Raw genomic sequence first — 22,003 nt, forward strand, 5'->3', positions numbered from 1 at the left:
CCTTTCGCTCTGCGGGACGCCTGCCTGCGATAGTGCCCCGCAGCCGCCCGGCGTCAAGACCCGAGCGGCGGGCCTATGCTTCGGTGTCCAGCAGTTCGCGGGCGATTTGCAGCACGATGGGGCGGACCTCGGCCTCGGTCATGCCGGGGCGCAGCCGGGCATCGTAGAGGATCTGCAGCAGCAGCTCGTCATGCCGGGTCAGATAGGCGAATTCCTCGTTGTCGTTGAAGATCGAGGGGCGCGCGCGGGGGCTGTCATTGGCCAGCCCCATGCCCTGCGCCAGTTCCTCGTGCATGCAGGACCGGCGCATGCGCGGCGGCAACTCCGCCCGGATCAGCGCCACCGCCTGCGCATAGACCGGGGAATTGCCGTTGGAATAGGCGAAGACCGTGCAATAGTTCTGCGGCGCCAGATCGCGCAGGGCGGCGATGTCGCCGGGCGGGATGCCGGGCACCAGCGCGGCCAGGCGCGGGCCGATGGCGCGGCGCTCGTCCTCGTTCAGGATCAGCACGGTGACATTGCCGGCGCCGCCGGTCAGCGCGACCGGATGGCCGCTGATGCGGGCAAGCCGGGCGGCGAAGCCAGCGATCTCGGCGCGGTCGCGGGCGCGCTGGTCGGGGGCGACCGAATCGCCGAATTCCAGCCGCAGCGCCACCGGCTGCTGCCAGCGCCGCAAGGGCGCCGGCGTCGGGCGCGAGACCAGCTTGCCGCCCTCGCGCACATATTCGTCGTAAAGCGCGACCTCGATGAAGGTGTCGGCCAGCTTTTCCGGCGTCAGCGCGATTTCGTCGCCGCTGTCAGTGCGCAGCCTGCCGCGGGCGATCAGCGCCTGCTCGACCCCGGCAAGATAGTCGCGCATGTTGCGGCTGGCGGGCGAGGCGGCGGCGGCCTCGGCGCGCGCCTTGGCGGCACGGGCGCTTTCCGCGCGCTCGCGGCGCAGCGCCGCCAGGTCGACCGGCGGGTCGGGGCGTTCGGGCGGCGGCGGTGCCTCGACCGCGGGGGGCGGCGCCTCGGCCGGCGGCTCCGGCGTACAGGCGGCAAGCAGCGCCAGCGCCGCGAGGGCTGCGGAAAGAGGCAGGTGGGATCGGGCTGGCAGGGTCACGGCGTCTTGGCTGCGGGGGTTGCGGATCGGGCGCCGGCCGAGGCGAGCGTCTTGCGCAACTCGGCCTCCATCGCCTTGAGGTCTTCCTCGGCGGCGGCGCGCCGGGTGCGGCCCTCGTCGGCGATGCGCAGGCTGTCCTCGATGGTCGAGATCAGCTCGGCATTGGCGGTGCGCACCGCCTCGATGTCGAAGACGCCACGCTCCATCTGGGTGCGGATCTGGGCATTGGCCTCGCGCAGGTTCTTGGCGTTGGCGGTCAGAAGGTCGTTGGTCAGGTCGTTCGCCTCCTTGACCGCGCGGGCGGCTTCGGCGCTGCGCTGGATGGTGACGGCCTGGGCCAGCTGCGTCTCCCACAGCGGCACGGTGTTCACCAGCGTCGAATTGATCTTGGTGACCAGAGACTTGTCGTTTTCCTGCACCAGCCGGATCGAGGGCAGCGACTGCATCGTCACCTGCCGCGTCAGCTTGAGGTCGTGGACCCGCCGCTCCAGGTCGTCGCGGGCCGAGCGCAGGTCGCGCAGCTCCTGCGCCGCCATGACCTTGTCGTTCTCGGCCGCGGATTCGACGGCGGCTTCCCGGGCGGGGATCTCGTCGCGGTCGATCTGGGCCAGCTTCTCTTCGCCCGCGGCGATATAGAGCGCCAGTTCGTCATAGAAGTTCAGCGTGCGCTGATAAAGCAGGTCCAGCGACTTGATGTCCTTGAGCAGCCGGTGCTGGTGCTGGTCCAGGTCCATGGCGATGCGGTCGATCTGGCCCTGCACCTCCTCGTAATTCGCCACGAACTTGGCGAAGGGTGCGGCGCGGCCCAGCAGCCTTTCCCACCAGCTGCGCTCGCGCCGCACGTCGAGTTCGCTGACGGAAAAGCCGCGGATGGTGGTCACGATCTCGCGCAGCGATTCGCCGGCCGGGCCAACGTCCTTGTTCTTGACATCCGCCAGCATGGCCTGGCTGATTTCCTGCAATTCGTTCTGGGCGCGGGCGCCGAAATGCACGATCGAGCCCGAATCGCGGATGTCGACCTCGGCCATGCGCTTGCGGATTTCCTCGGCGACGGCGGGTTCTGCCTCGGTCAGCGTCGGCGCGGCGGCGGGGGGTTCGGGCAGGACGACCGCGGTCACGGTCTGGATTTCGTCCAAGGCAGCTTGGGCGCTGGCCTGCGTCTGGTTGGTCATCCGGCTTCGTCCTTTCGTGATGGAACAAGGGCCCGGTTGCAGAATAGGCCGTTTGCCGCCGAGTTCAACGAGAGGTCGGTGCGAAGGTTCCCTTTGCCCGCGCCGGTGTTGCCATCCTGCCGGGGCGGTCGCGGCGCCCATGTGCCGCGTGCGGCGCATCGCCGCGAACCCGCGCATGAAAAAAGGCGGCCCCGCCAAGCGGGACCGCCCTGCACCGCCCACCCGGCGAGGCGCTACTGCGGCTTGACCAGCACCAGGTCGTTCGGCCGCCTCTGGCTTTCGGGCAGGGCCAGGTAGCGGTCGTAATCCGGGACGCTGATCAGCCGCGCCGCGTTGCCCTCGCGCGCGGCCCGCAGGTTCTGCGCGCTGCTCCGCTCCAGATCGCCCAGCGTCGTCGCCAGCGCCGAGGCCAAAAACAGCGATTTCGCCTCGAACACCTTGGCCACATATTGGTTGTAGCCCGCGATCGTCCAGGTCGTGCCCGCCCGCTCCCCCTCGCCGTTCACGATCAGATCCAGCGACCAGCCGCCCTGCGCATCCGTCGTCGCCTCGACCTGCTGCGTCACCACCCGCAGCCCGCCGTCGAATATGTCCGAGCCCTGAAGCGTCGCGACGATCTTGCCCGAAGCGATCGGCGCAAGCGTCGCATCCATCAAAACGCCCCTGACCGTGGCCTTGTTCGGCATCTCACCCTCTCCTCATCCGAAATCGCCACGCATTATCGGGCGCGGCCCGGCACGTTGCCGGGTGGCGCCGTGCAACGGCCGGTCAGGGCGCGTCCTGCGCCAGGGGGACGCGGTTCTGGCGCCAAAGGTCGGGGGTGGTGCCCTCGGTCTCGCGGAAGACCCGGATCAGGTGCGAGGCGTCGCAGAAGCCGGTCTCCTCGGCGATGCGGGTGACGGTGCGGTCGGTGCGCGCCAGCAGCATGCGCGCCTGCGCCAGCCGGATGCGGATCGAGGCATCGGCGGGCGGGATGCCCAGGTCGGCGTTGAAATGCCGTTCCAGCTTGCGCCGCCCGACGCCCAGATCCCTGGCGATGCGGGCGATGGACAAGGGCGCATGCAGGTTCTGCTGCATGGCCAGCAGCGCGCGGCGCACCAGCGGGTCGCGGGCGTTGAGTTCCAGCGGCAGGCCGGGCTGCGGGCGGTCACCGGCCATCGGCTCGTCGATCATCAGGATCGACAGCGCCTTGCGCGCGGCGGCCCGGCCCAGGTGGCGGTCGACCAGGAAGGCGGCCAGATGCGCGGCGCTGACCCCGCCCGAGCAGGACAGCCGGTCGCGGTCCACCACGAAGATCTGGTCCGAGACCGGGCGCATCCGCTCGAACTCGGCCAGGAAATCCTGGTGATGGAACCAGCTGACGCAGCAGCGATAGCCGTCCATCAGCCCGATGCGGGCCATGGCGAAGACCCCGGTGCAAAGCCCGCCAAGCGCCACCCGCGCCAGGGCGGCGCGGCGCAGGAAGGCGCCCTGTTCCGGCGAAAGGCCGGGGCCGCCGTCGATCAGCCCGCCCACGGTGATGATATAGTCGAAGCGCGCGGGGTCGCCCAGCCGCTCGTCCGGCTCGATGCGTATCCCGCAGGAGGATTGTACCGGCGCCATGTCCGACGACAGCACCCGCCAGCGGCAGCGGATCGGGCGCGAGCCGTCACCATCGTCGGCCGCCAGCCGCAGCACGTCCACGAAGGTGGCAAAGGCCGACAGCGTGAAGCGCGGCGTCAGCAGGAAGCCGATGCGCAGTCGCGGCTGGCTGGGGTCGGGCGTAAGGTCGGGTTCGGGCATCTGTCGCGATTCGTCCATGGATGGCGTCGCGATGATGCCATGTTTTGCGGCGTGATCCAGAGCGCGATCACTCCTTGGTGGCCAGGACCATCGTGGCGGTGCCGGCCTGGGCGGCATCCTGCGCATTGCCGCCGGCCTCGACCAGTTCGCGCGCCTCCTCTTCGTCCTCGTCCTCCAGCGCAGGCGGATCCTCGCCGGCCAGGAAATTGCCGAATTTCTGCAGGCCGGGAATATGTTCGGCAAGCACCCGCATCACCACCAGCAGCGGCACGGCGACGATCATGCCGATCACCGACCAAAGCCAGGCCCAGAGCGCGACGGTCAGAAACACCACCACCGTGTTCAGCTGCAAGCGGCGCGAGACGAGATAGGGGGTGATGAGCTGTCCTTCCAGCGCGGTCAGGCCCAGGTAGGTCAGGCCGATCATCAGCGGCGTGAACAGGTCGTCGAAGACGAAGACCCCGACGAGCGTCGCGATGACGATGCCGGCGACCGAGCCCAGGTAGGGGATGAAGTTCAGCAGGAAGGCCGCCAGTCCGAACAGCACCGGGCTGGGCATGCCCCAGACCCACATGGCCAGCCCGATGGCCAGCCCCAGGCAGGCATTGATCAGGGTGATCGCGCCCAGATAGGCGCCCAGGCTGTCCTCGATCTCGCGCAGCGCCAGGTAGGCCGCGCGCTTTTCGCGCATGGAATCGAAGCTCTGCACGATCTTGAGATACAGCAGGTCGCCCGAGGAGATCAGGAAGAACAGCAAAAACAGCGTGAAGATGATCTGGCCGGCGAAGGCCGGACCCAGGTTCAGCACGCTGGCCAGGGTCGAGGTCTCGGGGGTGGCGTTCACCTCGACCTGGATCTGCTGGTCGGGCGGTTGCGGCGTGCCGGGGGCGGGGATGGCGCTGAGCGTGCCGGTCAGCGTCGCATCCGGCGGCGTCTCGCCGGGCGATGTGGCGGGCCCGGGCGGGGCCGCGCCGCCGCCGGCGATCTCGTCGATTTTTTCGGCGGCGCGTTCCAGGCCATGGAAATTGCTGCGAATCTCGGCGAATCGCTGTTCCAGCCGCTCGGTGATCTGCGGCGCGTTCTCGATCAGGCGATTGGCCGGGCCCGAGATGGCGAAGCCGATCAGCACCACCGCCACCACCAGGCCCAGCGAGACGATGGCCGCGGTGACGATGGCCCCGATGCCCAGCCGCTCCATCAGCCGGCGGAAGGGCACGAAGACGAAGAACAGCAGGATCGCCAGCGTCACCGGCATCAGGAAACTGCGCGCTTGCGCGAAGAAGCTGAACAGCAGGATGAGGAAGATGCCGATCACGGCCCAGTTGGCCACCTTGGCCCCGCCCTTGTCGGCGGGTGCGGCAAAGGGAAACATGTGGCTGCGGTGTTCCCGATCCGGCGGCATGCATCCCCCTCTCCGCTTTGCGCGGGGGAAACGCCAAGCCCGCGGCCGGGTTCCCCCGCCGCGGGCGTTTTCGGCCAGCCGGCCGGGCCGCGCTTACAGCGGGTGGTCGCCCGTGGCGTCGATGACGCGGGTGGGCAGGCCCAGGTCGCCCAGCAGTTCCAGGAAGGGGCGGGCGGGCAGATCCTCGACATTGACCATGCGCTTCACGTCCCAGGTGCCGCGCGCGATCAGGATCGCCGCCGCGACCGGGGGCACGCCCGCGGTGTAGCTGATGCCCTGGCTGCCGACCTCGTTATAGGCGTCCTTGTGGTCGGCGACGTTGTAGATGAACACCTCGCCCGGCTTGCCGTCCAGCGTGCCCTTGACCAGGTCGCCGATGCAGGTCTTGCCCTCGTAATCGGGGGCGAGGCTGGCCGGGTCGGGCAGCACGGCCTTGACCACCTTCAGCGGCACGACCTCCAGCCCCTCGGCGGTCGTGACCGGCTGTTCGGAAAGCAGGCCGAGGTTCTTCAGCACGGTGAAGACATTGATGTAATGCTCGCCGAAGCCCATCCAGAAGCGCACGTCGGCGTCCTTGTAGCGGGCCGAGAGGCTGTGTACCTCGTCATGGCCGGACAGGTAGGCGGTGCGCTTGCCGACGACGGGCAGATCCCATTCGCGGCCGACCTCGAACATCTGGTTCTGCCGCCATTCGCCGCCCTGCCAGGAATAGACCGTGCCGGTGAATTCGCGGAAGTTGATCTCGGGGTCGAAATTGGTGGCGAAATAGCGGCCGTGGGAGCCGGCATTGATGTCCACGATGTCGATCGAGTCGATCTTGTCGAAATATTCGTCCTCGGCCAGCCGGGCATAGGCGTTGACCACGCCGGGGTCGAAGCCCGCGCCCAGGATGGCGGTGACGCCGGCCTTCTCGCAATCCTCGCGCCGCTTCCATTCGTAATTGGCATACCAGGGCGGCGTCTCGCAGATCTTGGTCGGATCTTCGTGGATCGCGGTGTCGATATAGGCGGCGCCGGTCTCGATGCAGCCCTGCAGGACGGTCATGTTGACGAAGGCCGAGCCGACGTTGACGACGATGCCGGCGTCGATCTGGCGGATCAGCGCGGCCACGGCGGCGCTGTCCATGGCGTCCAGCGGATGCGCGGTGAATTCGACCGAATGGCCCTTTTCACGAATGCTCGCGATGATCTTCTCGGCCTTGGACACGGTTCGGCTGGCGATATGCAGCGTTCCGAATTCCTTGGCGTTCTGCGCCACCTTATGCGCGACCACCTGGGCGACGCCGCCGGCGCCGATGATGAGCACGTTCTTGGCCAATTCAGTCTCCTTTTCGGGGGCTAAGGAAAGGGGATGGCTTGCGCCTGGTCAGGACAGGCTGGCTTTGTAGTCGTCATAGGTGAACCGGCGGACCTCGCGGATCGTTCCGTCCTCGGCCCGGATGGCGATGGCGGGCATGGGCACGCCGTTGAACCAGTTCTTCTTGACCATGGTATAGCCGCCGGCATCGGCGATGCTGATGCGGTCGCCGACCTTCAGCGGCTGCGGGAAGCGGCCCTCGCCGAAGATGTCGCCCGCGAGGCAGGTCTTGCCGGCGATCTGCCAGGGATGCTCGCCCTCCTGCGGCAGCTTCGCCGTCTCGCGATAGATCAGCAGGTCGAGCATATGCGCCTCGATGCTGCTGTCCACGATGGCCACGTCCTTGCCGTGGTGGATGGTGTCCAGGACCGTGACCTCCAGCGTGGTCGAGCGGGTGATGCTGGCCTCGCCCGGTTCCAGGAAGACCTGCACGCCGAAACGTTCCGAGAACGCCTTGAGCCGGTCGGCAAGACGGTCCAGCGGATAGCCCTCGCCGGTGAAATGGATGCCGCCGCCCAGGCTGACCCAGTCGAGCCTTTCCAGGAAGCCGCCGAACTCGGCCTCGATCCGGCCCAGCTGGGCGTCGAACAGCTCGAAATCCGCATTCTCGCAATTGTAGTGGATCATCACGCCCGAGATGCGGTCCAGCGCCGCCTCCAGCCGGTTCAGATCCCATTCGCCCAGCCGCGAGAAGGGGCGGGCCGGGTCGGCCAGGTCGAAGCCGCTGGTCGAGAAGCGCGGGTTCAGCCGCAGCCCCATGGCGATGCCGCGCGCCTTGGCCCGCGCGCCATAGCGGTCGAGCTGGCCCAGGCTGTTGAAGATGATCTTGTCGGCGTAACCCAGCGCCTCGTCGATCTCGTGATCGGCCCAGGCGACGGAATAGGCATGGGTTTCCTTGCCGAATTCCTCGTGCCCCAGCCGCAGCTCGAACAGCGAGGACGAGGTGGTGCCGTCCATGAAGTCGCGCATGAAGTCGAAGGCCGACCAGGTGGCGAAGCATTTCAGCGCCAGCAGGCATTTCGCGCCCGAGCGTTCGCGCAGATAGTGGATTCGCTCCATGTTCACCCGCAGCTTCGCGAGGTCGATCAGGTAATAGGGCGTCTGCAGATCGGACATGGCGCGGAACCTCTGGCCTTGCGACCGTGAAAGCGGAAAACGAATGGCTCATTTAGGGCCACGGGCCGCATTTCGCAAGAAAGCGTGACGGGCGCGTGACGATGGGCGCGACAGGGCGCGTCAGATGCGCAATCGCACCGGCTGGCCCGTGCGCACCGATTCGTCGGCGGCAAGGCAGACGGCGAGCGAGGAGACCGCGTCGCGCATGTGCCGCTCCAGGTCCATGTCCCCGGCGATGGCGCGCGCCATGAAGGCGGCCTCGGCGTCGCAAAGCTGCTGGTGGCCGGGTTCGTCCCGCATCGAGATGTCCTGGTCCGGCTCGCCGATGCGATGCAGGCGCAGGGTGGCGGTCCGGGTATGGGTGTCGATGTCGTCCGAGCGCGCATCCTCGGGCATGCGGATGCTGACGGCACCGCGGGGGCTGACCACGTCCTTCACGAAAAAGGCGCTGTCGGACATCATCGGCCCCCAGCCGGCCTCGTACCAGCCCAGCGAGCCGTCCTGGAACAGCACCTGGAAATGGCCGTAATTGTACATATCCGCCGCGATCTCGTCCGAGAGGCGCAGGCCCATGCCGCGCACCTCGACCGGGGGGGCGTCGGTGATCTGGCACATGACATCGACGTAATGCACGCCGCAATCGACGATGGGCGGCGTGGTGTGCATCAGCGCCTTGTGGACCTGCCAGGTCGGGCCCGAGCTTTGCTGGTTCAGGTTCAGCCGGAAGACATAGGGCCCGCCAAGGGCGCGGGCCTCGTCGATCAGGCGCTGCCAGCTGGGATGGTGGCGCAGGATGTAGCCGACGACCAGCTTGCGGCCGGTCTCGCCGGCGCATTCGACCACGCGGCGGGCGTCCTCGACCGTGGTGGCCAGGGGCTTTTCGACGAAGACATGCGCGCCGGCCCGCATGGCGGCGATGGCATATTCGGCATGGCTGTCGGAATAGGTGGCGATCACCGCCACGTCGGGGCGCAGGCGGTGCAGCGCCTCGTGGAAATCCTGGCTTTGCGGGATCGCGGCCAGTTCGGGCGGCAGGTCCACGGGCGAGCGGTTGACCAGGCCGACGATCTCGGCCCCCGGCTGCTTCAGCCAGGCCAGCGCGTGGCTGCGCCCCATGTTGCCCAGGCCGGCGACCATCACCCGCATGGCCTAGTCGTCCACGATCGACAGGATCTTGGGCAGGGCGGGGCAGGGCAGCAGCTGGTTCCTCGCCACATCCGCCAGCGTATGATTGTGCAGGAACACATAGACATGCGCGGACAGGCTTTCCCACAGCCGGTTCGACAGCGTCTGCGCGCGCGAGCCCGAGACCCCGCCCGAGGCGCCGGCGCCGACATGCAGCGCGCTGACGGTTTCGTCCACCGCCTCCAGCACATCGGCCACGCGGATCGTCTCGGGCGCCTTGGCCAGCCGGTAGCCGCCGCCCGGCCCGCGCACCGAATCGACCAGCCCGGCCCGGCGCAGCCGCACGAAGAGCTGCTCCAGATAGGGCAGCGAGATGTCCTGCCGCTTGGAGATCTCGGCCAGCGAGGTCAGCTCGTCGCCTTTGGCGATGGCCAGATCGACCAGGGCGACCATTGCGTAACGTCCCTTGGTGGACAGTTTCATCTTGCCTCTCCTCCAGCCGCAAACCATTGACGACGCGCAAGCCAACGGCTAATTCCCCGGCGCCGTCCTTGAATGCGTCTTGCCTATGTCGGGCGCGCTTCCCAGATTGACGATCTAGAGCCGCGCCGTCACAGGGTCAAGGAACCCGAGTTTCAAAGGAAGCCCATGCCCGAACTGATTTTCCCCGGTCCCGAAGGTCGTCTCGAGGGTCGTTATCACGCGCAAGCCGCCCCCGACGCCCCCATCGCCATCATCCTGCACCCGCATCCGCAATATGGCGGCACGATGAACAACCGGGTCGTTTACAATTTGCACTATGCCTTCCACCGCATGGGTTTCACCGTCATGCGGTTCAATTTCCGCGGCGTCGGCCGCAGCCAGGGCGAGTTCGACCAGGGCATCGGCGAGCTGTCGGATGCCGCCTCGGCGCTGGACTACCTGCAGGCGATGAACCCCAATTCCAAGCATTGCTGGGTCGCGGGCTTCAGCTTCGGCGCCTGGATCGGCATGCAGCTTCTGATGCGCCGCCCCGAGATCACCGGCTTCATCTCGGTCGCGCCGCCGGCGAACATGTATGATTTCTCGTTCCTTGCGCCCTGCCCGTCCTCGGGGCTGATCATCAACGGCACCGCCGACCGGGTGGCGCCGCCCAAGGACACCCATGCGCTGGTCGCCAAGCTGCGCGAGCAGAAGGGCATCACCATCACCCATGAGGAAATCGAGGGCGCGGACCATTTCTTCCGCGACGACGATATCCACATGAAGCCGATGATCGATACGGTGCAGGCCTATGTGCGCCGCCGCCTGACCGAGAACACCCGATAGGAAACCGGGCCGGTGCGGCCGGCCCCGGGGCTTTTTGCCATGACCGACCTGACCCTGCGCTTTGCCTTCCTGACCGAGGCCTGTCGGCTGAAATCCGTCGAGCGGGCGAATGTGCTGATGGACCTGTCGCGGCCGGAAAACAGCGCCGAGCACAGCTGGCATGTGGCGCTTTACGCGCTGGTCTTCGGCGCCTCGGACCGCGCCATCGCCATGCTGCTGCTGCATGACCTGGTCGAGATCGACTGCGGCGACCATCCGATCCACCTGGCCCATGACGCGGCTGCCGTGCAGGCGGCCGAGGCGGCGGCGGCGCGCCGGCTGTTCGGCATGCTGCCGGATGGCGAGGCATTGCTGGCGCTGTGGCGGGAGTTCGAGGCCGGCGAAAGCCCGGATGCCCGCATGGCCAAGCGCATGGACCATGTCCAGCCGCTGTTCCAGGTGCTTTGCGCGCCCGAGCCCCTGGCCGATCATGTCGCCATCGTGCGCGACAACATGGGTTCGGGCCGCGCCCGGCGGCTCTGGACGGAATGGCCCGAGGCGATGGAGGCGGCGCAGGCCCTGCTGGAGGGCCGCGCGCCCTGCGGCGAACTGGCGCAGCGCCTGGCCTTCCTGGCCGAGGCCGACCGGCTGAAATCGGTGCTGCGCGCCAGCCTGCTGTGCGACGGTTCGCGGCGCGAGAACAGCGCCGAGCACAGCTGGCACCTGGCGCTTTACGCGCTGGTCATGGCGCCCCATACCGGGGCAGGGGTGGATATCGGCCGGGTGATCCGCATGCTGCTGATCCATGACCTGGTCGAAATCGACACCGGCGACGTGCCGATCCATGCGCAGGGCGGCGGCGCCCATCACGGCGCGGCGCAATTGCAGGCCGAGGCCGAGGCGGCCGAGCGCATCTTTGGCCTGCTGCCCGCGGCGCAGGGGGCCGGGTTGCGCGCGCTCTGGGCCGAGTTCGAGGCGAACGAGACCCCCGATGCGGTCTTTGCCAAGTCGCTGGACCGGGCGCAGCCGGTGATGCAGAACATCGCCTCGGGCGGCGGCACCTGGGCGGAATACCGCGTGACCTATGAGCAGCTGGTCGAGCGCGTCGGCCTGCGCATCGAGCGCGGTGCGCCGGTGCTGTGGTCCTGGCTCAGCGAAAGTGCGCGGGTCTATTTTGCGACCGGCCCGGAGGGCTAGGGTTTCCTGCGCCGGCTTGCCGCTTCGTGGTGCATGGTTTCGGCGGTGATCTCGATCAGGTGCGGTGGCTTCTCGCCTTCTGCGTCGGGGGTGTAGTCGCGCCAGGGCAGGTTGCGGTATTCGTCCAGGAACTCGATCCGGCAATCGGGCAAGGCGCGCTTGAGCGCGCAGGCCAGGAAGAAGCCGCGCAGGTTGATCGCCCGGTAATGGTTGAAGGGCGGGGCGGGCCAGTCCGCGACATGGTCATGGTCGAACCAGGCGTCCTCATGCGTCTCGTAGCAATCGGCCCAAAGCAGGCAACGCGCCGCCAGGCTGGCTGCAACCGGCAGCGCGGCGGCGCTTTCGGCAAGGCATCCCTCGTCGTCGCAAAGCCAGACGGCTTCGGCGGCGTAGTCGCCGAATACGCGCAAATGGAACGGCCGTTCCAGCGGCGCGAAACCGGGCGCGGCGCGTTCGGCGCGGATATCTGCCAGCGCCTTGCGCGCCTTGTGCCGCCATTCTGCGCGCGCAGCATGGTCGGCAGCATCATGAACGGCATACCACGGCATACCGGCCTTTCCTTTCGCATTGAATGCCGCTATAGCGCCACCGAGCCGAATCCTAATCGAAGGGACCACCCATGTCGAAGATCAAGGTAGAGAACCCCGTCGTCGAACTCGACGGCGACGAGATGACCCGGATCATCTGGGACTTCATCAAGCAGAAGCTGATCCTGCCCTATCTGGACATCGACCTGAAATATTACGACCTGGGCATCGAGGAGCGCGACCGCACCTCGGACCAGATCACCGTGGATGCGGCCGAGGCGATCAAGCAATACGGCGTCGGCGTGAAATGCGCCACCATCACCCCGGATGAGGCGCGGGTCGAGGAATTCGGCCTGAAGAAGATGTGGAAATCGCCCAACGGCACCATCCGCAACATCCTGGGCGGCGTGATCTTCCGCGAGCCGATCATCTGCAAGAACGTGCCGCGGCTGGTCCCCGGCTGGACCCAGCCCATCGTCGTCGGCCGCCACGCCTTCGGCGACCAGTACAAGGCCACCGATTTCCGCTTCCCGGGCAAGGGCAAGCTGACGATCAAGTTCGTCGGCGAGGATGGCGAGACCATCGAGCACGAGGTCTATCAGGCCCCCGGCGCCGGCGTCGCCATGGCGATGTACAACCTCGACCAGTCGATCATCGACTTCGCCCGCGCCTCGATGAACTACGGGCTGAACCGCGGCTATCCGGTCTATCTCTCGACCAAGAACACCATCCTGAAAGCCTATGACGGCCGCTTCAAGGATCTGTTCCAGAAGGTCTACGAGGAAGAGTTCGAGGCCGAGTTCAAGAAGAAGGGCATCCATTACGAGCATCGCCTGATCGACGACATGGTCGCCTCGGCGATGAAATGGTCGGGCGGCTATGTCTGGGCCTGCAAGAACTACGACGGCGACGTGCAGTCGGACACCGTCGCGCAGGGCTTCGGCTCGCTGGGCCTGATGACCTCGGTGCTGATGACGCCGGACGGGAAGATCGTCGAGTCCGAGGCCGCGCATGGCACGGTGACGCGCCACTATCGCGAGCACCAGAAGGGCAACCAGACCTCGACCAACTCGATCGCTTCGATCTTCGCCTGGACCGGCGGCCTCAAGCACCGCGCCAAGCTGGACGACAACGCGGCGCTGAAGAACTTTGCCGAGACGCTGGAGCGCGTGACCGTGCAGGCGGTCGAGGACGGCTATATGACCAAGGACCTGGCGCTGCTGGTCGGTCCCGACCAGAAATGGCTGACCACCATGGGCTATCTGGAAAAGGTCGACGAATACCTGAACAAGGCGCTGGCGGGCTGATCCGTCGCGCAGGATTGCGAAGGGCCGGGGGGGAACCCCGGCCCTTTTCGCTTGCGGTGTTGCCTTTGGGTATTTGTGAAACGGTGAAGCCGCCGGGTGATGCGCGTCGGGTGCGGGGGCGCGGCGCTTGTCGCGCGTTTTTGAGCATTCGGGGAACCAAGAAGTCCTGCGTGCCGCGCAAAGCGGCTTAACATGCGACGCTGCTTGGAGTATGGGGGCGCGAGGCATTATCCCGGAGGCCCGCCATGAAAGCTGCCGTCATCACCTTTCCCGGATCGAATTGCGACCGCGACCTGGCCGTTGCGTTGCAGCAGGCGGGGGCCGAGGTCGCGCGGGTCTGGCACAAGGACGAGGCGCTGCCGGCGGGCATCGATCTGGTCGCGGTGCCGGGCGGGTTTTCCTTTGGCGACTACCTGCGCTGCGGCGCCATCGCCGCGCATTCGCCCATTGCCGGCGCGATCAAGGCCCATGCGGCGCGCGGCGGCTATGTGCTGGGCATCTGCAACGGCTTCCAGGTGCTGACCGAGCTGAACCTGCTGCCCGGTGCCCTGATGCGCAATGCCGGCCTGCGGTTCCTGTGCCGCGAGACGGTGCTGCGAGTCGCGACCGCGGCCAGCCCCTTCACCGCCGCCTATCGGGCGGGCGAGGAGATCCGGGTGCCGGTCGCCCATCACGACGGCAATTACCAGATCGACGCCGAGGGGCTGGCGGCGCTGAAGGACCAGGACCGCATCGCCTTTGCCTATGCGCCCGGCATCAACGGCTCGGTCGAGGACATCGCCGGGGTGCTGTCCGAGAACCGCCGGGTGCTGGGCATGATGCCCCATCCCGAGCGCGCGGCCGATCCGGCACATGGCGGCACCGATGGCGCGAGGCTTTTTGCCTCGCTGATGCAGGAGCTTGTCGCGGCCTGACTTGAGCGGCACTCTTTCGCGCACTAGACTGCATCGACCCTTACAAGGGCGGTGCCGGAGGCTCATGCGAGAGGAAGACAATTCCATCGGGTTCCCGGAGGGCAGGACGGGCCTGACCAGCCGTTGGGGCCTGCGCGGCGTGATCGCCGTGCTGCTGGTCGTGGCCGCGGGCACGATCTGGTTCACCAATGCCTGGCTGACCGCGCGGTTTTCCGAAACGACGCGGGTGCGCACCGAGCTGCGCTCGGCGCTTTATACCGGGAACCTTTTGTCGGAATTGCAGCGCACCTCGGTGGTGCCCCTGCTCTTGGCGCGCGATCCTGCGCTGATCTCGGCCCTGTCGGGCAATGATTTCTCGGGCACCTCGGCGCGGCTGATCTCGGCCCAGAAGGAGATCGCGGCGGCCTCGATCAAGCTCCTGGACGCCTCGGGACGGGTGGTGGGTTCGACCGACCGCAACCTGATCGGCACCAATTACGTGCAGGAGCCGTTCTTTGTCGAGGCGCTGCGTTCCAGGGACACGGTGTTCACCGTCTCGCCCTCGCCGCAGGGGGCCTATGAGTTCACCTATTCCCGCACCGTCATGTCGGACGGGCGCACGCTGGGCGTGGTGGTGGTGGGCGCCGACCTGACGCGGCTGGTGCGGTCATGGGCCGGGATCTCGGATGCGATCGCGGTCACGGACAGCGAGGGGCAGATCATCCTGTCGACCGAGCCGCGCTGGCGCGGGCTGACCCTGCCCGAGGCGCTGGCGGTGCGCTCGGCCCCCTCGGCCATCGCGCGGGCCTTCCAGGTCACGGCGGATTGGGCGGCGACGCCGGCCGATGCCTATGTGCAGGGCCGCGCGGTGATGCAGTCGGAAACCCGCATCCCCTTCCGCGGCTGGAAGATGATCGCCTTCACCACCTACGAGTCGGTGCGCGAGCGGGTGAATGCGGTGCTGGCCATGGTCATCATGGGCTTTGCCATCCTGCTGGCGGCGGTGTTCTATCTGCTGTCGCGGCGGGCGCGGGTCGAATCGGAGGCCTGGATGCGCGAATCGGCCGATCTGCGGGCGCTGAACCAGCGCCTGACCCGCGAGATCGCCGAACGCGAGCGGATGCAGAAGGAACTGCGCGTGGCCGAGCAGACCGTTCAGCAATCCAGCAAGCTGGCGGCCCTGGGCGAGATGTCGGCGGGCGTCAGCCACGAGCTGAACCAGCCGCTGGCGGCGATGAAGACCTATCTGGCCGGGGCGCGGCTTCTGTTGCAGCGCGGCCGGGCCGAGGAGGCGCTGTCGAGCTTCCAGCGCATCGACGACCTGGTCGAGCGCATGGGCGCCATCACCCGGCAGCTGAAATCCTATGCCAGAAAGGGCGGCGAGGCCTTCGAGCCGGTCGACCTGCGCGCCGCGCTGTCGAGCGCGCTGGTGATGATGGAGCCGCAGCTGCGAAGCCGCACCATCCGTCTGCAGCGCAACATCCCGCGCTATCCGGTCATGGTCTATTGCGACCGCATCCGGCTGGAGCAGATCATCATCAACCTGCTGCGCAACGCGGTCGATGCGATCAGGGGCATGCGCGACCCGGCGATCGAGATCACGGTCAGCGCCGGCTCTCACGCATTCTTGTCCGTGCGCGATAACGGTCCGGGTGTATCGGACCTGGAAAATCTGTTTGAACCCTTCTTCACCACGAAGAAACCCGGAGAGGGGACCGGCCTCGGGCTGGCGATCTCATCCGGGATCGCGGCCGATTTCGGGGGGCGTCTGACGGCGCATAACGCCTCGGACGAAGGGGGCAGGGGCGCCGTGTTCGAGCTTGAGCTGCCGCTGCACGATCCCGGCCACAAGGCCGGGACGCGGTTGGCGGCGGAATGAAGAAAAGAGGTAAAGGCCCATGAGCCGCACTTTGAAGATAGCCGTCGTGGACGATGAACCGGACATGCGCGAATCCATCAGCCAGTGGCTGGCGCTGTCGGGCTTCGACGCCGAGACCTTCGCCACCGCCGAGGAGGCGCTGAAGGTGATCGGTGCCGACTGGCCGGGGGTGGTGGTTTCCGACATCCGCATGCCGGGCATGGACGGGATGGCATTTCTCAAGCGGTTGATGGGCATCGATTCGGGCCTGCCGGTCATCATGATCACCGGCCATGGCGACGTGCCGATGGCGGTCGAGGCCATGCGCATCGGCGCCATGGATTTCATGGAAAAGCCCTTCAACCCCGAGCGGCTGACCGAACTGGTCAAGAAGGCGACCCAGGCCCGGCGGATGACGCTGGACAACCGCGCGCTGCGCCGCGACCTCAGCGAAGGCCAGCAGGTCATGTCCAAGCTGATCGGGTCGAGCCCGGTCATGGACCGGCTGCGCGAGGACATCCTGGACCTGGGCCAGGCCGACGGCCATGTGCTGATCGACGGCGAGACCGGCACCGGCAAGACGCTGGTGGCGCATGCGCTGCATGCGGTGGGGCCGCGCGCCTCGAAGAAATTCGTGCCGATCTCTTGCGCGGCCTATAGCGACGAGGTGCTGTCGGCCAAGCTGTTCGGCCCGGTCGAGAGCGGGCTGCCCGCGGTCGAGGAGGCCCGCGGCGGCACGCTGTGCCTGGAGGATATCGAGGCGCTGTCCGATCCGCTGCAAGCGCGGCTGCTGGCCTTTATCGCCGAGCAGGGCAGCCCGGCCGAGACGCGGATCATCGCCATTTCCAATGCCCGCGGCGAGGGGCGCCGGGCCGAGGATTCGTTGCGCCCCGACTTGTTCTATCGCCTGACCGCGCTGAAGATCACCCTGCCGCCGCTGCGGTCGCGCGGCGAGGACATCCTGACGCTCTTCACCCGCATGACCGAGCAATTCGCCGAGGAATACGGCTGCGAGCCGCCGCAGGTGACGGCGCAGGAGGCGGCGCAGCTGTTGCAGGCGCCCTGGCCGGGCAATGTGCGCCAGCTGATCAACGTGGCCGAGCGGGCCGTGTTGCAGAACCGCCGCGGCTCGGGCTCGATCGCCTCGCTTCTCATGGCCGATGGTGAGGATACGCAGGAGGCGACGACGACCGAGGGCAAGCCGCTCAAGGAATATGTCGAGAGCTTCGAAAAGATGTTGATCGACAATACCATGCGCCGCCACAAGGGCAGCATCGCCGCGGTCATGGACGAGCTTTGCCTGCCGCGGCGGACGCTGAACGAGAAGATGGCGAAATACGGGCTGAGCCGCAGCGATTACCTGTGAGCGGCACGCCTCTGGCCCGGCCAGGTATGGGTATTTGGGGAACGGAGAAATAGCCGGGGCGCGGGATCCGGCCCGGGGATTTGCCCGCCGCGGCGCGCCCCTGCCGGCGGCCGGGCGGGATGGGCGGATCGGCAAATCCCGGCGCCTTGTCCAAAAACAGATTGTAACGGCGCGCCCTTCCCCGCTATCTTGCCCCTGTAGGGTGGGCGCCACAACCAATGGTTGCTCGACCTCGCCAGTTTCGCAGCGCGCCAGCCAGCCGCGACACCTGAAAAGTGCCGGTGGTGCCACGCGCGGAAAATCCTGCCCATGCCCCCAGGGGGCCTCTGGGCGACCGTAGATCGCAGCCCCGACCGCGCGAGCGGGATGGGCCAAGAAAGGTAAACAGACGCGATGGATCGCGCAGTGCAGCTTGATAGGCAACGGTGGCAGGGGAGTTCTCCGGCCGCCGCGATTGCTGCTGGCGGTGCGGCTTTCGCTGTCCTCTCATGCGGCAGCCGAACCTTGCCCCCGCCTGTGTGCGGGCCGGTCCGGCGGCCCGAAAGACGGAAACATGTCAAAGAAAATGCTGATCGACGCCACGCATTCCGAGGAGACTCGGGTTGTCGTGGTCGATGGAACCAAAGTCGAGGAATTTGATTTCGAGACGGTCAACAAGCGGCAGCTTGCTGGCAACATCTATCTGGCCAAGGTGACGCGGGTCGAACCCTCGCTGCAGGCCGCCTTCGTGGATTACGGCGGCAATCGCCACGGTTTCCTGGCCTTTGCCGAGATCCATCCCGATTACTACCAGATTCCCGCCGCCGACCGTAAGGCGCTGATCGAGGAAGAACGCCAGGCCGCCGCCGCCGAGGCCGACGAGGGCGAGAAAAAGCGCAGCCCGCGTCGCCGCAAGCCGGCCAAGGCCGCTGCAGCCGACAGTGGCGACGCCGTCGCGGTTTCGGACGAGATCGCCGGGATGGCCGTTCTGGACCACTCGGAAGGCGAGGCCGCGGGAGCCGCGGACCTTGCGGTGGATGTGGCCGAGGCCGTGCCGCCGGCGACGGCGGAGGATGTCGCCGCCCCCGTCCCTGAGGCGGCCGATGAGGCCGCAGGCGATGACGCCGCCGAGGACGACGGTATCGAATCCGTCGCCGAGGAGGACGTGGCCGAGGAAATCTCGCCGCCTCGGAAACCCCGCGCCCGCCGCTACAAGATCCAGGAGGTGATCAAGGTCCGGCAGATCATGCTGGTCCAGGTCGTCAAGGAGGAGCGCGGCAACAAGGGCGCCGCGCTGACCACCTATCTGAGCCTCGCCGGCCGCTATTGCGTGCTGATGCCGAACACCGCGCGCGGCGGCGGGATTTCCCGCAAGATCACCAATGCCGCCGACCGCAAGAAGCTGAAGGAGATCGCCAGCGAGCTGGAGGTGCCCGAGGGCGCCGGGCTGATCATCCGCACCGCCGGCAGCCAGCGGACGCGGACGGAAATCCGCCGTGACTACGAATACCTGATGCGGCTGTGGGAGCAGATCCGCGAGTTGACCTTCAAGTCCATCGCCCCCGCGCCGATCTACGAGGAAGGCGACCTGATCAAGCGCACGATCCGCGATCTCTACAGCAAGGAGATCGACGAGGTTCTGGTCGAGGGCGAGCGCGGCTATCGCACGGCCAAGGACTTCATGAAGATGATCATGCCGTCCCATGCCAAGAACGTGAAGCATTACACCGACCAGATGCCGCTGTTCGCGCGCTACCAGGTGGAAAGCTACCTGGGCGGCATGTTCAACCCGGTCGTGCAGCTGAAATCCGGCGGCTATATCGTCATCGGCGTGACCGAGGCGCTGGTCGCCATCGACGTCAACTCGGGCCGGGCCACCAAGGAAGGCTCGATCGAGGAAACCGCGCTGAAGACGAACCTGGAAGCCGCCGAGGAGATCGCGCGCCAGCTGCGGCTGCGCGACCTTGCGGGCCTGATCGTCATCGACTTCATCGACATGGAAGAGCGCAAGAACAACGCCGCCGTCGAGAAACGCTTCAAGGAGCGGCTCAAGACCGACCGGGCGCGCATCCAGGTCGGGCGCATCTCGGGCTTCGGCCTGATGGAGATGTCGCGCCAGCGCCTGCGGCCGGGCATGCTGGAATCGACCACGCAGCCCTGCCCGCATTGCCACGGTACCGGGCTGATCCGTTCGGACGACAGCCTGGCGCTGACCATCCTGCGCGCCATCGAGGAAGAGGGCACCCGCAAGCGTTCGCGCGAGGTGCTGGTCAAGGCGCCGGTCGCGGTCGCCAACTTCCTGATGAACGCCAAGCGCGAGCATATCGCCACGATCGAGGCGCGCTATGGTCTCTCGGTCAGGGTCGAGGCCGATCCGGCGCTGATCTCGCCCGATTACGCCATCGAGAAGTTCAAGACCGCGACGCGCAACGTGCCCGAGGTGGTTTCGCCCGTGGTTTCGGTCGATGCCCGGCTGATGGCGCAGATCGATGACGAGGAACCCGCCGAGGAAGAGGTCGATGAGGTCGCCGGGGAGGAAGACCGCGCCGAGGACGGCCATGCCGAGACCGGCGAGGGCAGCGAAGGCGCCGAGAACGGCAGCAAGCGCCGTCGTCGCCGCCGCCGCCGTCGCGGCGGCAAGAACGGCGACGGCGAGGCGTCCCATGCCGAGGAGGGCTCCGACCACGCCGAGGACGGCGCCGAGGATGCGGTTTCGGAAGCCGAGCCGGCCGAGCGGCCTGCCGAAGGCGAGGTGACGCCGGCGGAGGTCGTGCCCGAGGTCGTGGCCGGGTCCGAGAATGCGGCCGAACCGGATGCCGAATCGGCCGAGAAGCCGCGCCGCCGCACCCGGACGCGCCGCCGCAAGCCGGAAGAACCGGCCGAAACCGCCGTGGAGGAGCCGGAGGCGGGTGTCGAAGCCGAGCCGGCGCTCCAGACCGTCGAGCCTGCCGCGGAGGCCGCATCGGCGGACGCCGCGCCGGCACCGCAGGATGCGCAGGCCGGGGAGCCGGTTGCCGAGCCTGCCGTCGGCGAGGCGGCCGACGCCGAGGCTGTTGAACCCGCCGCGACCGACGCCGAGGAAGCCGAGGCCGCGGAACCCGAAACCGTCGGGGCAGAGGCCGAAGCGGCCGTTGCACCCGAAGCCGTGCCGGCGCCCGTCCCCGAGCCCGCCCCCGAGCCCGCTCCCGCCCCGGCCGCGGCGAACGAGGAGCCGGCGCGTCCCAAGCGCCGCGGCTGGTGGTCCATGGGCTGATCTGTCGCAGCCTTCCACGAAAGAGTGACGGGCGCGGGGCTTTCCCGCGCCCTTTCCATGAGCCAAGGTGCCGGACATGTTGGGAATCGAGCTTGCAGATGCCGCCTTCCTGCCCGCCGCGACGGTCGCGCTGCTGGCCGGGATCCTGTCTTTCCTGTCGCCTTGCGTCCTGCCGGTGGTGCCCCCCTATCTGGCCTATATGACCGGGGTCGGCGTCGGCGGGCTGAAATCGGGCGAACGCAGCGCCGTGGTTCCGGCGCTGTTCTTCGTCCTGGGGCTGTCGACGGTTTTCCTGTTGATGGGCATGGCGGCCTCGGCCTTTGGCCGGATGTTCCTGCAATGGCAGGACTGGCTGGCGCGCGGGGCGGGAGTGGCGGTCATCATCATGGGCCTGCACTTCCTGCGCATCATCCGCATCCCCTTCCTGGACACCGAGGCGCGGCTGGATGCCGGCGACAAGGGCGGCTCCTCGCTGGGAGCCTATATCCTGGGGCTGGCCTTCGCATTCGGCTGGACGCCCTGCATCGGGCCGCAACTGGGCATGATCCTGTCGCTGGCCGTCACCGGGGCCGAGGCCGGGCGCGGCGCGGCCTTGCTGGCCGTCTATGCGCTGGGGCTGGGCATTCCCTTCCTGCTGTCGGCGATCTTTATCAACCGCGCCATTGGCGTGATGAACCGCATCAAGCCGCACCTGAAACTGATCGAGCGCATGATGGGCGGGCTTTTGGTGGCGGTCGGGGCGGCGCTGCTGACCGGCGCCTTCCCCACCTTCGCCTATTGGCTGCTGGAGACCTTTCCCTGGCTGGCCACGCTGGGTTAGGCGCGGGCGTCATTCCCAGTTCGGCGGCCGCTTTTCCAGGAAGGCCTGGATGCCCTCGGCGGTATCGGGCAGCAGCAGGTTCTCGCAGATCACCGCGCCTGCGGTCTCATAGGCATCGGCGAGGCCCAGGTTGCGCTGTGCGTGGAAGGCACGCTTGCCCATGCGCACGGCGGCGGGCAGCTTGGCGGCAATGGTGCGGGCCATCGCCATCGCCTCGGCCTCAAGCGCGGCGGGCGGGACGACGCGATTCACCAGGCCCAGCTCCCGCGCCCGGTCGGCGTCGATGAACTCGCCCGTCACCAGCAGTTCGAAGGCGGCGCGCGGCGGGATGGCGCGGGTCAGCGCCACCATCGGGGTCGAGCAGAACAGCCCGATATTCACCCCGTTCACGCCGAAGCGCACCCCCTCGGCCGCGACGGCCATGTCGCAGCTGGCGACCAGCTGGCAACCGGCGGCGGTGG

The 22,003-nt window shown here is 67.6% G+C and carries 19 protein-coding genes (1 of these 19 cut by a window edge); 8 read left to right on the top strand and 11 right to left on the bottom strand.

Annotated elements, in window-relative coordinates; all coding sequences use genetic code 11:
* Positions 1 to 73: 73 nt before the first annotated feature.
* The 9 genes from ACNKFW_RS11970 to ACNKFW_RS12010 form a co-directional block, all read right to left on the bottom strand.
* Positions 74 to 1,102, bottom strand: a complete 1,029-nt coding sequence (locus ACNKFW_RS11970) for a DUF2927 domain-containing protein (RefSeq protein ID WP_024845508.1) — start codon at positions 1,100 to 1,102, stop codon at positions 74 to 76.
* Positions 1,099 to 2,274, bottom strand: a complete 1,176-nt coding sequence (locus tag ACNKFW_RS11975) for a toxic anion resistance protein (RefSeq protein WP_024845507.1) — start codon at positions 2,272 to 2,274, stop codon at positions 1,099 to 1,101. Before ACNKFW_RS11975 ends, ACNKFW_RS11970 begins: the two co-directional genes overlap by 4 nt.
* Before the next feature lie 233 nt (positions 2,275 to 2,507).
* Positions 2,508 to 2,960, bottom strand: a complete 453-nt coding sequence (locus ACNKFW_RS11980; protein WP_147428551.1) for a hypothetical protein — start codon at positions 2,958 to 2,960, stop codon at positions 2,508 to 2,510.
* A gap of 82 nt (positions 2,961 to 3,042) precedes the next feature.
* Positions 3,043 to 4,056, bottom strand: coding sequence for a GlxA family transcriptional regulator (locus ACNKFW_RS11985; protein WP_024845789.1), 1,014 nt, complete (start codon positions 4,054 to 4,056; stop codon positions 3,043 to 3,045).
* A 67-nt stretch (positions 4,057 to 4,123) separates the two neighbouring features.
* On the bottom strand, positions 4,124 to 5,458 hold the full coding sequence (locus ACNKFW_RS11990; protein WP_147428549.1) for an AI-2E family transporter: 1,335 nt from the start codon (positions 5,456 to 5,458) through the stop codon (positions 4,124 to 4,126).
* A 93-nt stretch (positions 5,459 to 5,551) separates the two neighbouring features.
* The gene (locus ACNKFW_RS11995) at positions 5,552 to 6,775 is read right to left on the bottom strand and encodes a saccharopine dehydrogenase family protein (RefSeq protein ID WP_147428547.1); all 1,224 of its coding nucleotides are present in this window, start codon (positions 6,773 to 6,775) and stop codon (positions 5,552 to 5,554) included.
* Between the two features lie 48 nt (positions 6,776 to 6,823).
* The gene (locus ACNKFW_RS12000; protein ID WP_147428545.1) at positions 6,824 to 7,930 is read right to left on the bottom strand and encodes a carboxynorspermidine decarboxylase; all 1,107 of its coding nucleotides are present in this window, start codon (positions 7,928 to 7,930) and stop codon (positions 6,824 to 6,826) included.
* Between the two features lie 120 nt (positions 7,931 to 8,050).
* Positions 8,051 to 9,076 (bottom strand): Gfo/Idh/MocA family protein, encoded by a 1,026-nt coding sequence (locus tag ACNKFW_RS12005; protein WP_147428543.1) that lies wholly within the window; start codon positions 9,074 to 9,076, stop codon positions 8,051 to 8,053.
* Positions 9,077 to 9,079: 3 nt separating this feature from the next.
* Positions 9,080 to 9,538 carry an Rrf2 family transcriptional regulator gene (locus tag ACNKFW_RS12010; protein ID WP_024845794.1) on the bottom strand — a complete coding sequence of 153 codons (459 nt, stop codon included), beginning with the start codon at positions 9,536 to 9,538 and terminating at the stop codon, positions 9,080 to 9,082.
* Positions 9,539 to 9,703: 165 nt separating this feature from the next.
* Here ACNKFW_RS12010 and ACNKFW_RS12015 point away from each other — a divergent pair, with 165 nt between their 5' ends.
* The gene (locus ACNKFW_RS12015) at positions 9,704 to 10,363 is read left to right on the top strand and encodes an alpha/beta hydrolase (RefSeq protein ID WP_024845795.1); all 660 of its coding nucleotides are present in this window, start codon (positions 9,704 to 9,706) and stop codon (positions 10,361 to 10,363) included.
* A 39-nt stretch (positions 10,364 to 10,402) separates the two neighbouring features.
* On the top strand, positions 10,403 to 11,539 hold the full coding sequence (locus ACNKFW_RS12020) for an HD domain-containing protein (RefSeq protein ID WP_418025225.1): 1,137 nt from the start codon (positions 10,403 to 10,405) through the stop codon (positions 11,537 to 11,539).
* On the opposite strand, the gene ACNKFW_RS12025 is transcribed toward ACNKFW_RS12020, so the two are convergent.
* Positions 11,536 to 12,087, bottom strand: a complete 552-nt coding sequence (locus ACNKFW_RS12025) for a hypothetical protein (protein ID WP_147428539.1) — start codon at positions 12,085 to 12,087, stop codon at positions 11,536 to 11,538. The two genes, ACNKFW_RS12020 and ACNKFW_RS12025, sit on opposite strands and share 4 nt — an antisense overlap.
* A 71-nt stretch (positions 12,088 to 12,158) precedes the next feature.
* Between ACNKFW_RS12025 and ACNKFW_RS12030 the strand changes: the two genes are divergently transcribed.
* The 6 genes from ACNKFW_RS12030 (at position 12,159) to ACNKFW_RS12055 (ending at position 21,542) form a co-directional block, all read left to right on the top strand.
* Positions 12,159 to 13,373, top strand: coding sequence for an NADP-dependent isocitrate dehydrogenase (locus ACNKFW_RS12030; protein ID WP_024845798.1), 1,215 nt, complete (start codon positions 12,159 to 12,161; stop codon positions 13,371 to 13,373).
* 245 nt (positions 13,374 to 13,618) lie between these two features.
* Complete coding sequence (gene purQ / locus ACNKFW_RS12035) at positions 13,619 to 14,287, top strand: phosphoribosylformylglycinamidine synthase subunit PurQ (protein WP_024845799.1); 669 nt, start codon at positions 13,619 to 13,621, stop codon at positions 14,285 to 14,287.
* 64 nt (positions 14,288 to 14,351) lie between these two features.
* Positions 14,352 to 16,145, top strand: a complete 1,794-nt coding sequence (locus ACNKFW_RS12040) for a sensor histidine kinase (RefSeq protein WP_418025228.1) — start codon at positions 14,352 to 14,354, stop codon at positions 16,143 to 16,145.
* 19 nt (positions 16,146 to 16,164) lie between these two features.
* Complete coding sequence (locus tag ACNKFW_RS12045; RefSeq protein WP_024845801.1) at positions 16,165 to 17,490, top strand: sigma-54-dependent transcriptional regulator; 1,326 nt, start codon at positions 16,165 to 16,167, stop codon at positions 17,488 to 17,490.
* A gap of 553 nt (positions 17,491 to 18,043) precedes the next feature.
* Positions 18,044 to 20,722, top strand: coding sequence for a ribonuclease E/G (locus tag ACNKFW_RS12050; protein WP_147428536.1), 2,679 nt, complete (start codon positions 18,044 to 18,046; stop codon positions 20,720 to 20,722).
* 76 nt (positions 20,723 to 20,798) lie between these two features.
* Positions 20,799 to 21,542 (top strand): cytochrome c biogenesis CcdA family protein, encoded by a 744-nt coding sequence (locus ACNKFW_RS12055; protein ID WP_147428534.1) that lies wholly within the window; start codon positions 20,799 to 20,801, stop codon positions 21,540 to 21,542.
* Between the two features lie 9 nt (positions 21,543 to 21,551).
* Here the strand turns inward: ACNKFW_RS12055 and ACNKFW_RS12060 are convergent, their stop codons facing one another.
* On the bottom strand, positions 21,552 to 22,003 hold the 3' portion of the coding sequence (locus ACNKFW_RS12060) for an enoyl-CoA hydratase (RefSeq protein ID WP_418025231.1). It continues 349 nt past the right edge of the window; 452 of the gene's 801 nt are visible here — the last part of the coding sequence; the start codon falls outside the window, past its right edge; it ends in the stop codon at positions 21,552 to 21,554.

It is taken from the genome of Paracoccus sp. TD-10, assembly GCF_048270675.1.
Lineage (GTDB): Bacteria > Pseudomonadota > Alphaproteobacteria > Rhodobacterales > Rhodobacteraceae > Paracoccus > Paracoccus pantotrophus.

Coding starts and splice junctions, on each gene's coding strand:
- ACNKFW_RS11975 (WP_024845507.1), bottom strand. CDS start 2,274: ATGACCAACCAGACGCAGGCCAGCGCCCAAGCTGCCTTGGACGAAATC.
- ACNKFW_RS11980 (WP_147428551.1), bottom strand. CDS start 2,960: ATGCCGAACAAGGCCACGGTCAGGGGCGTTTTGATGGATGCGACGCTT.
- ACNKFW_RS11985 (WP_024845789.1), bottom strand. CDS start 4,056: ATGCCCGAACCCGACCTTACGCCCGACCCCAGCCAGCCGCGACTGCGC.
- ACNKFW_RS11990 (WP_147428549.1), bottom strand. CDS start 5,458: ATGCCGCCGGATCGGGAACACCGCAGCCACATGTTTCCCTTTGCCGCA.
- ACNKFW_RS12000 (WP_147428545.1), bottom strand. CDS start 7,930: ATGTCCGATCTGCAGACGCCCTATTACCTGATCGACCTCGCGAAGCTG.
- ACNKFW_RS12005 (WP_147428543.1), bottom strand. CDS start 9,076: ATGCGGGTGATGGTCGCCGGCCTGGGCAACATGGGGCGCAGCCACGCG.
- ACNKFW_RS12010 (WP_024845794.1), bottom strand. CDS start 9,538: ATGAAACTGTCCACCAAGGGACGTTACGCAATGGTCGCCCTGGTCGAT.
- ACNKFW_RS12015 (WP_024845795.1), top strand. CDS start 9,704: ATGCCCGAACTGATTTTCCCCGGTCCCGAAGGTCGTCTCGAGGGTCGT.
- ACNKFW_RS12020 (WP_418025225.1), top strand. CDS start 10,403: ATGACCGACCTGACCCTGCGCTTTGCCTTCCTGACCGAGGCCTGTCGG.
- ACNKFW_RS12025 (WP_147428539.1), bottom strand. CDS start 12,087: ATGCCGTGGTATGCCGTTCATGATGCTGCCGACCATGCTGCGCGCGCA.
- ACNKFW_RS12030 (WP_024845798.1), top strand. CDS start 12,159: ATGTCGAAGATCAAGGTAGAGAACCCCGTCGTCGAACTCGACGGCGAC.
- purQ (WP_024845799.1), top strand. CDS start 13,619: ATGAAAGCTGCCGTCATCACCTTTCCCGGATCGAATTGCGACCGCGAC.
- ACNKFW_RS12040 (WP_418025228.1), top strand. CDS start 14,352: ATGCGAGAGGAAGACAATTCCATCGGGTTCCCGGAGGGCAGGACGGGC.
- ACNKFW_RS12045 (WP_024845801.1), top strand. CDS start 16,165: ATGAGCCGCACTTTGAAGATAGCCGTCGTGGACGATGAACCGGACATG.
- ACNKFW_RS12050 (WP_147428536.1), top strand. CDS start 18,044: ATGTCAAAGAAAATGCTGATCGACGCCACGCATTCCGAGGAGACTCGG.
- ACNKFW_RS12055 (WP_147428534.1), top strand. CDS start 20,799: ATGTTGGGAATCGAGCTTGCAGATGCCGCCTTCCTGCCCGCCGCGACG.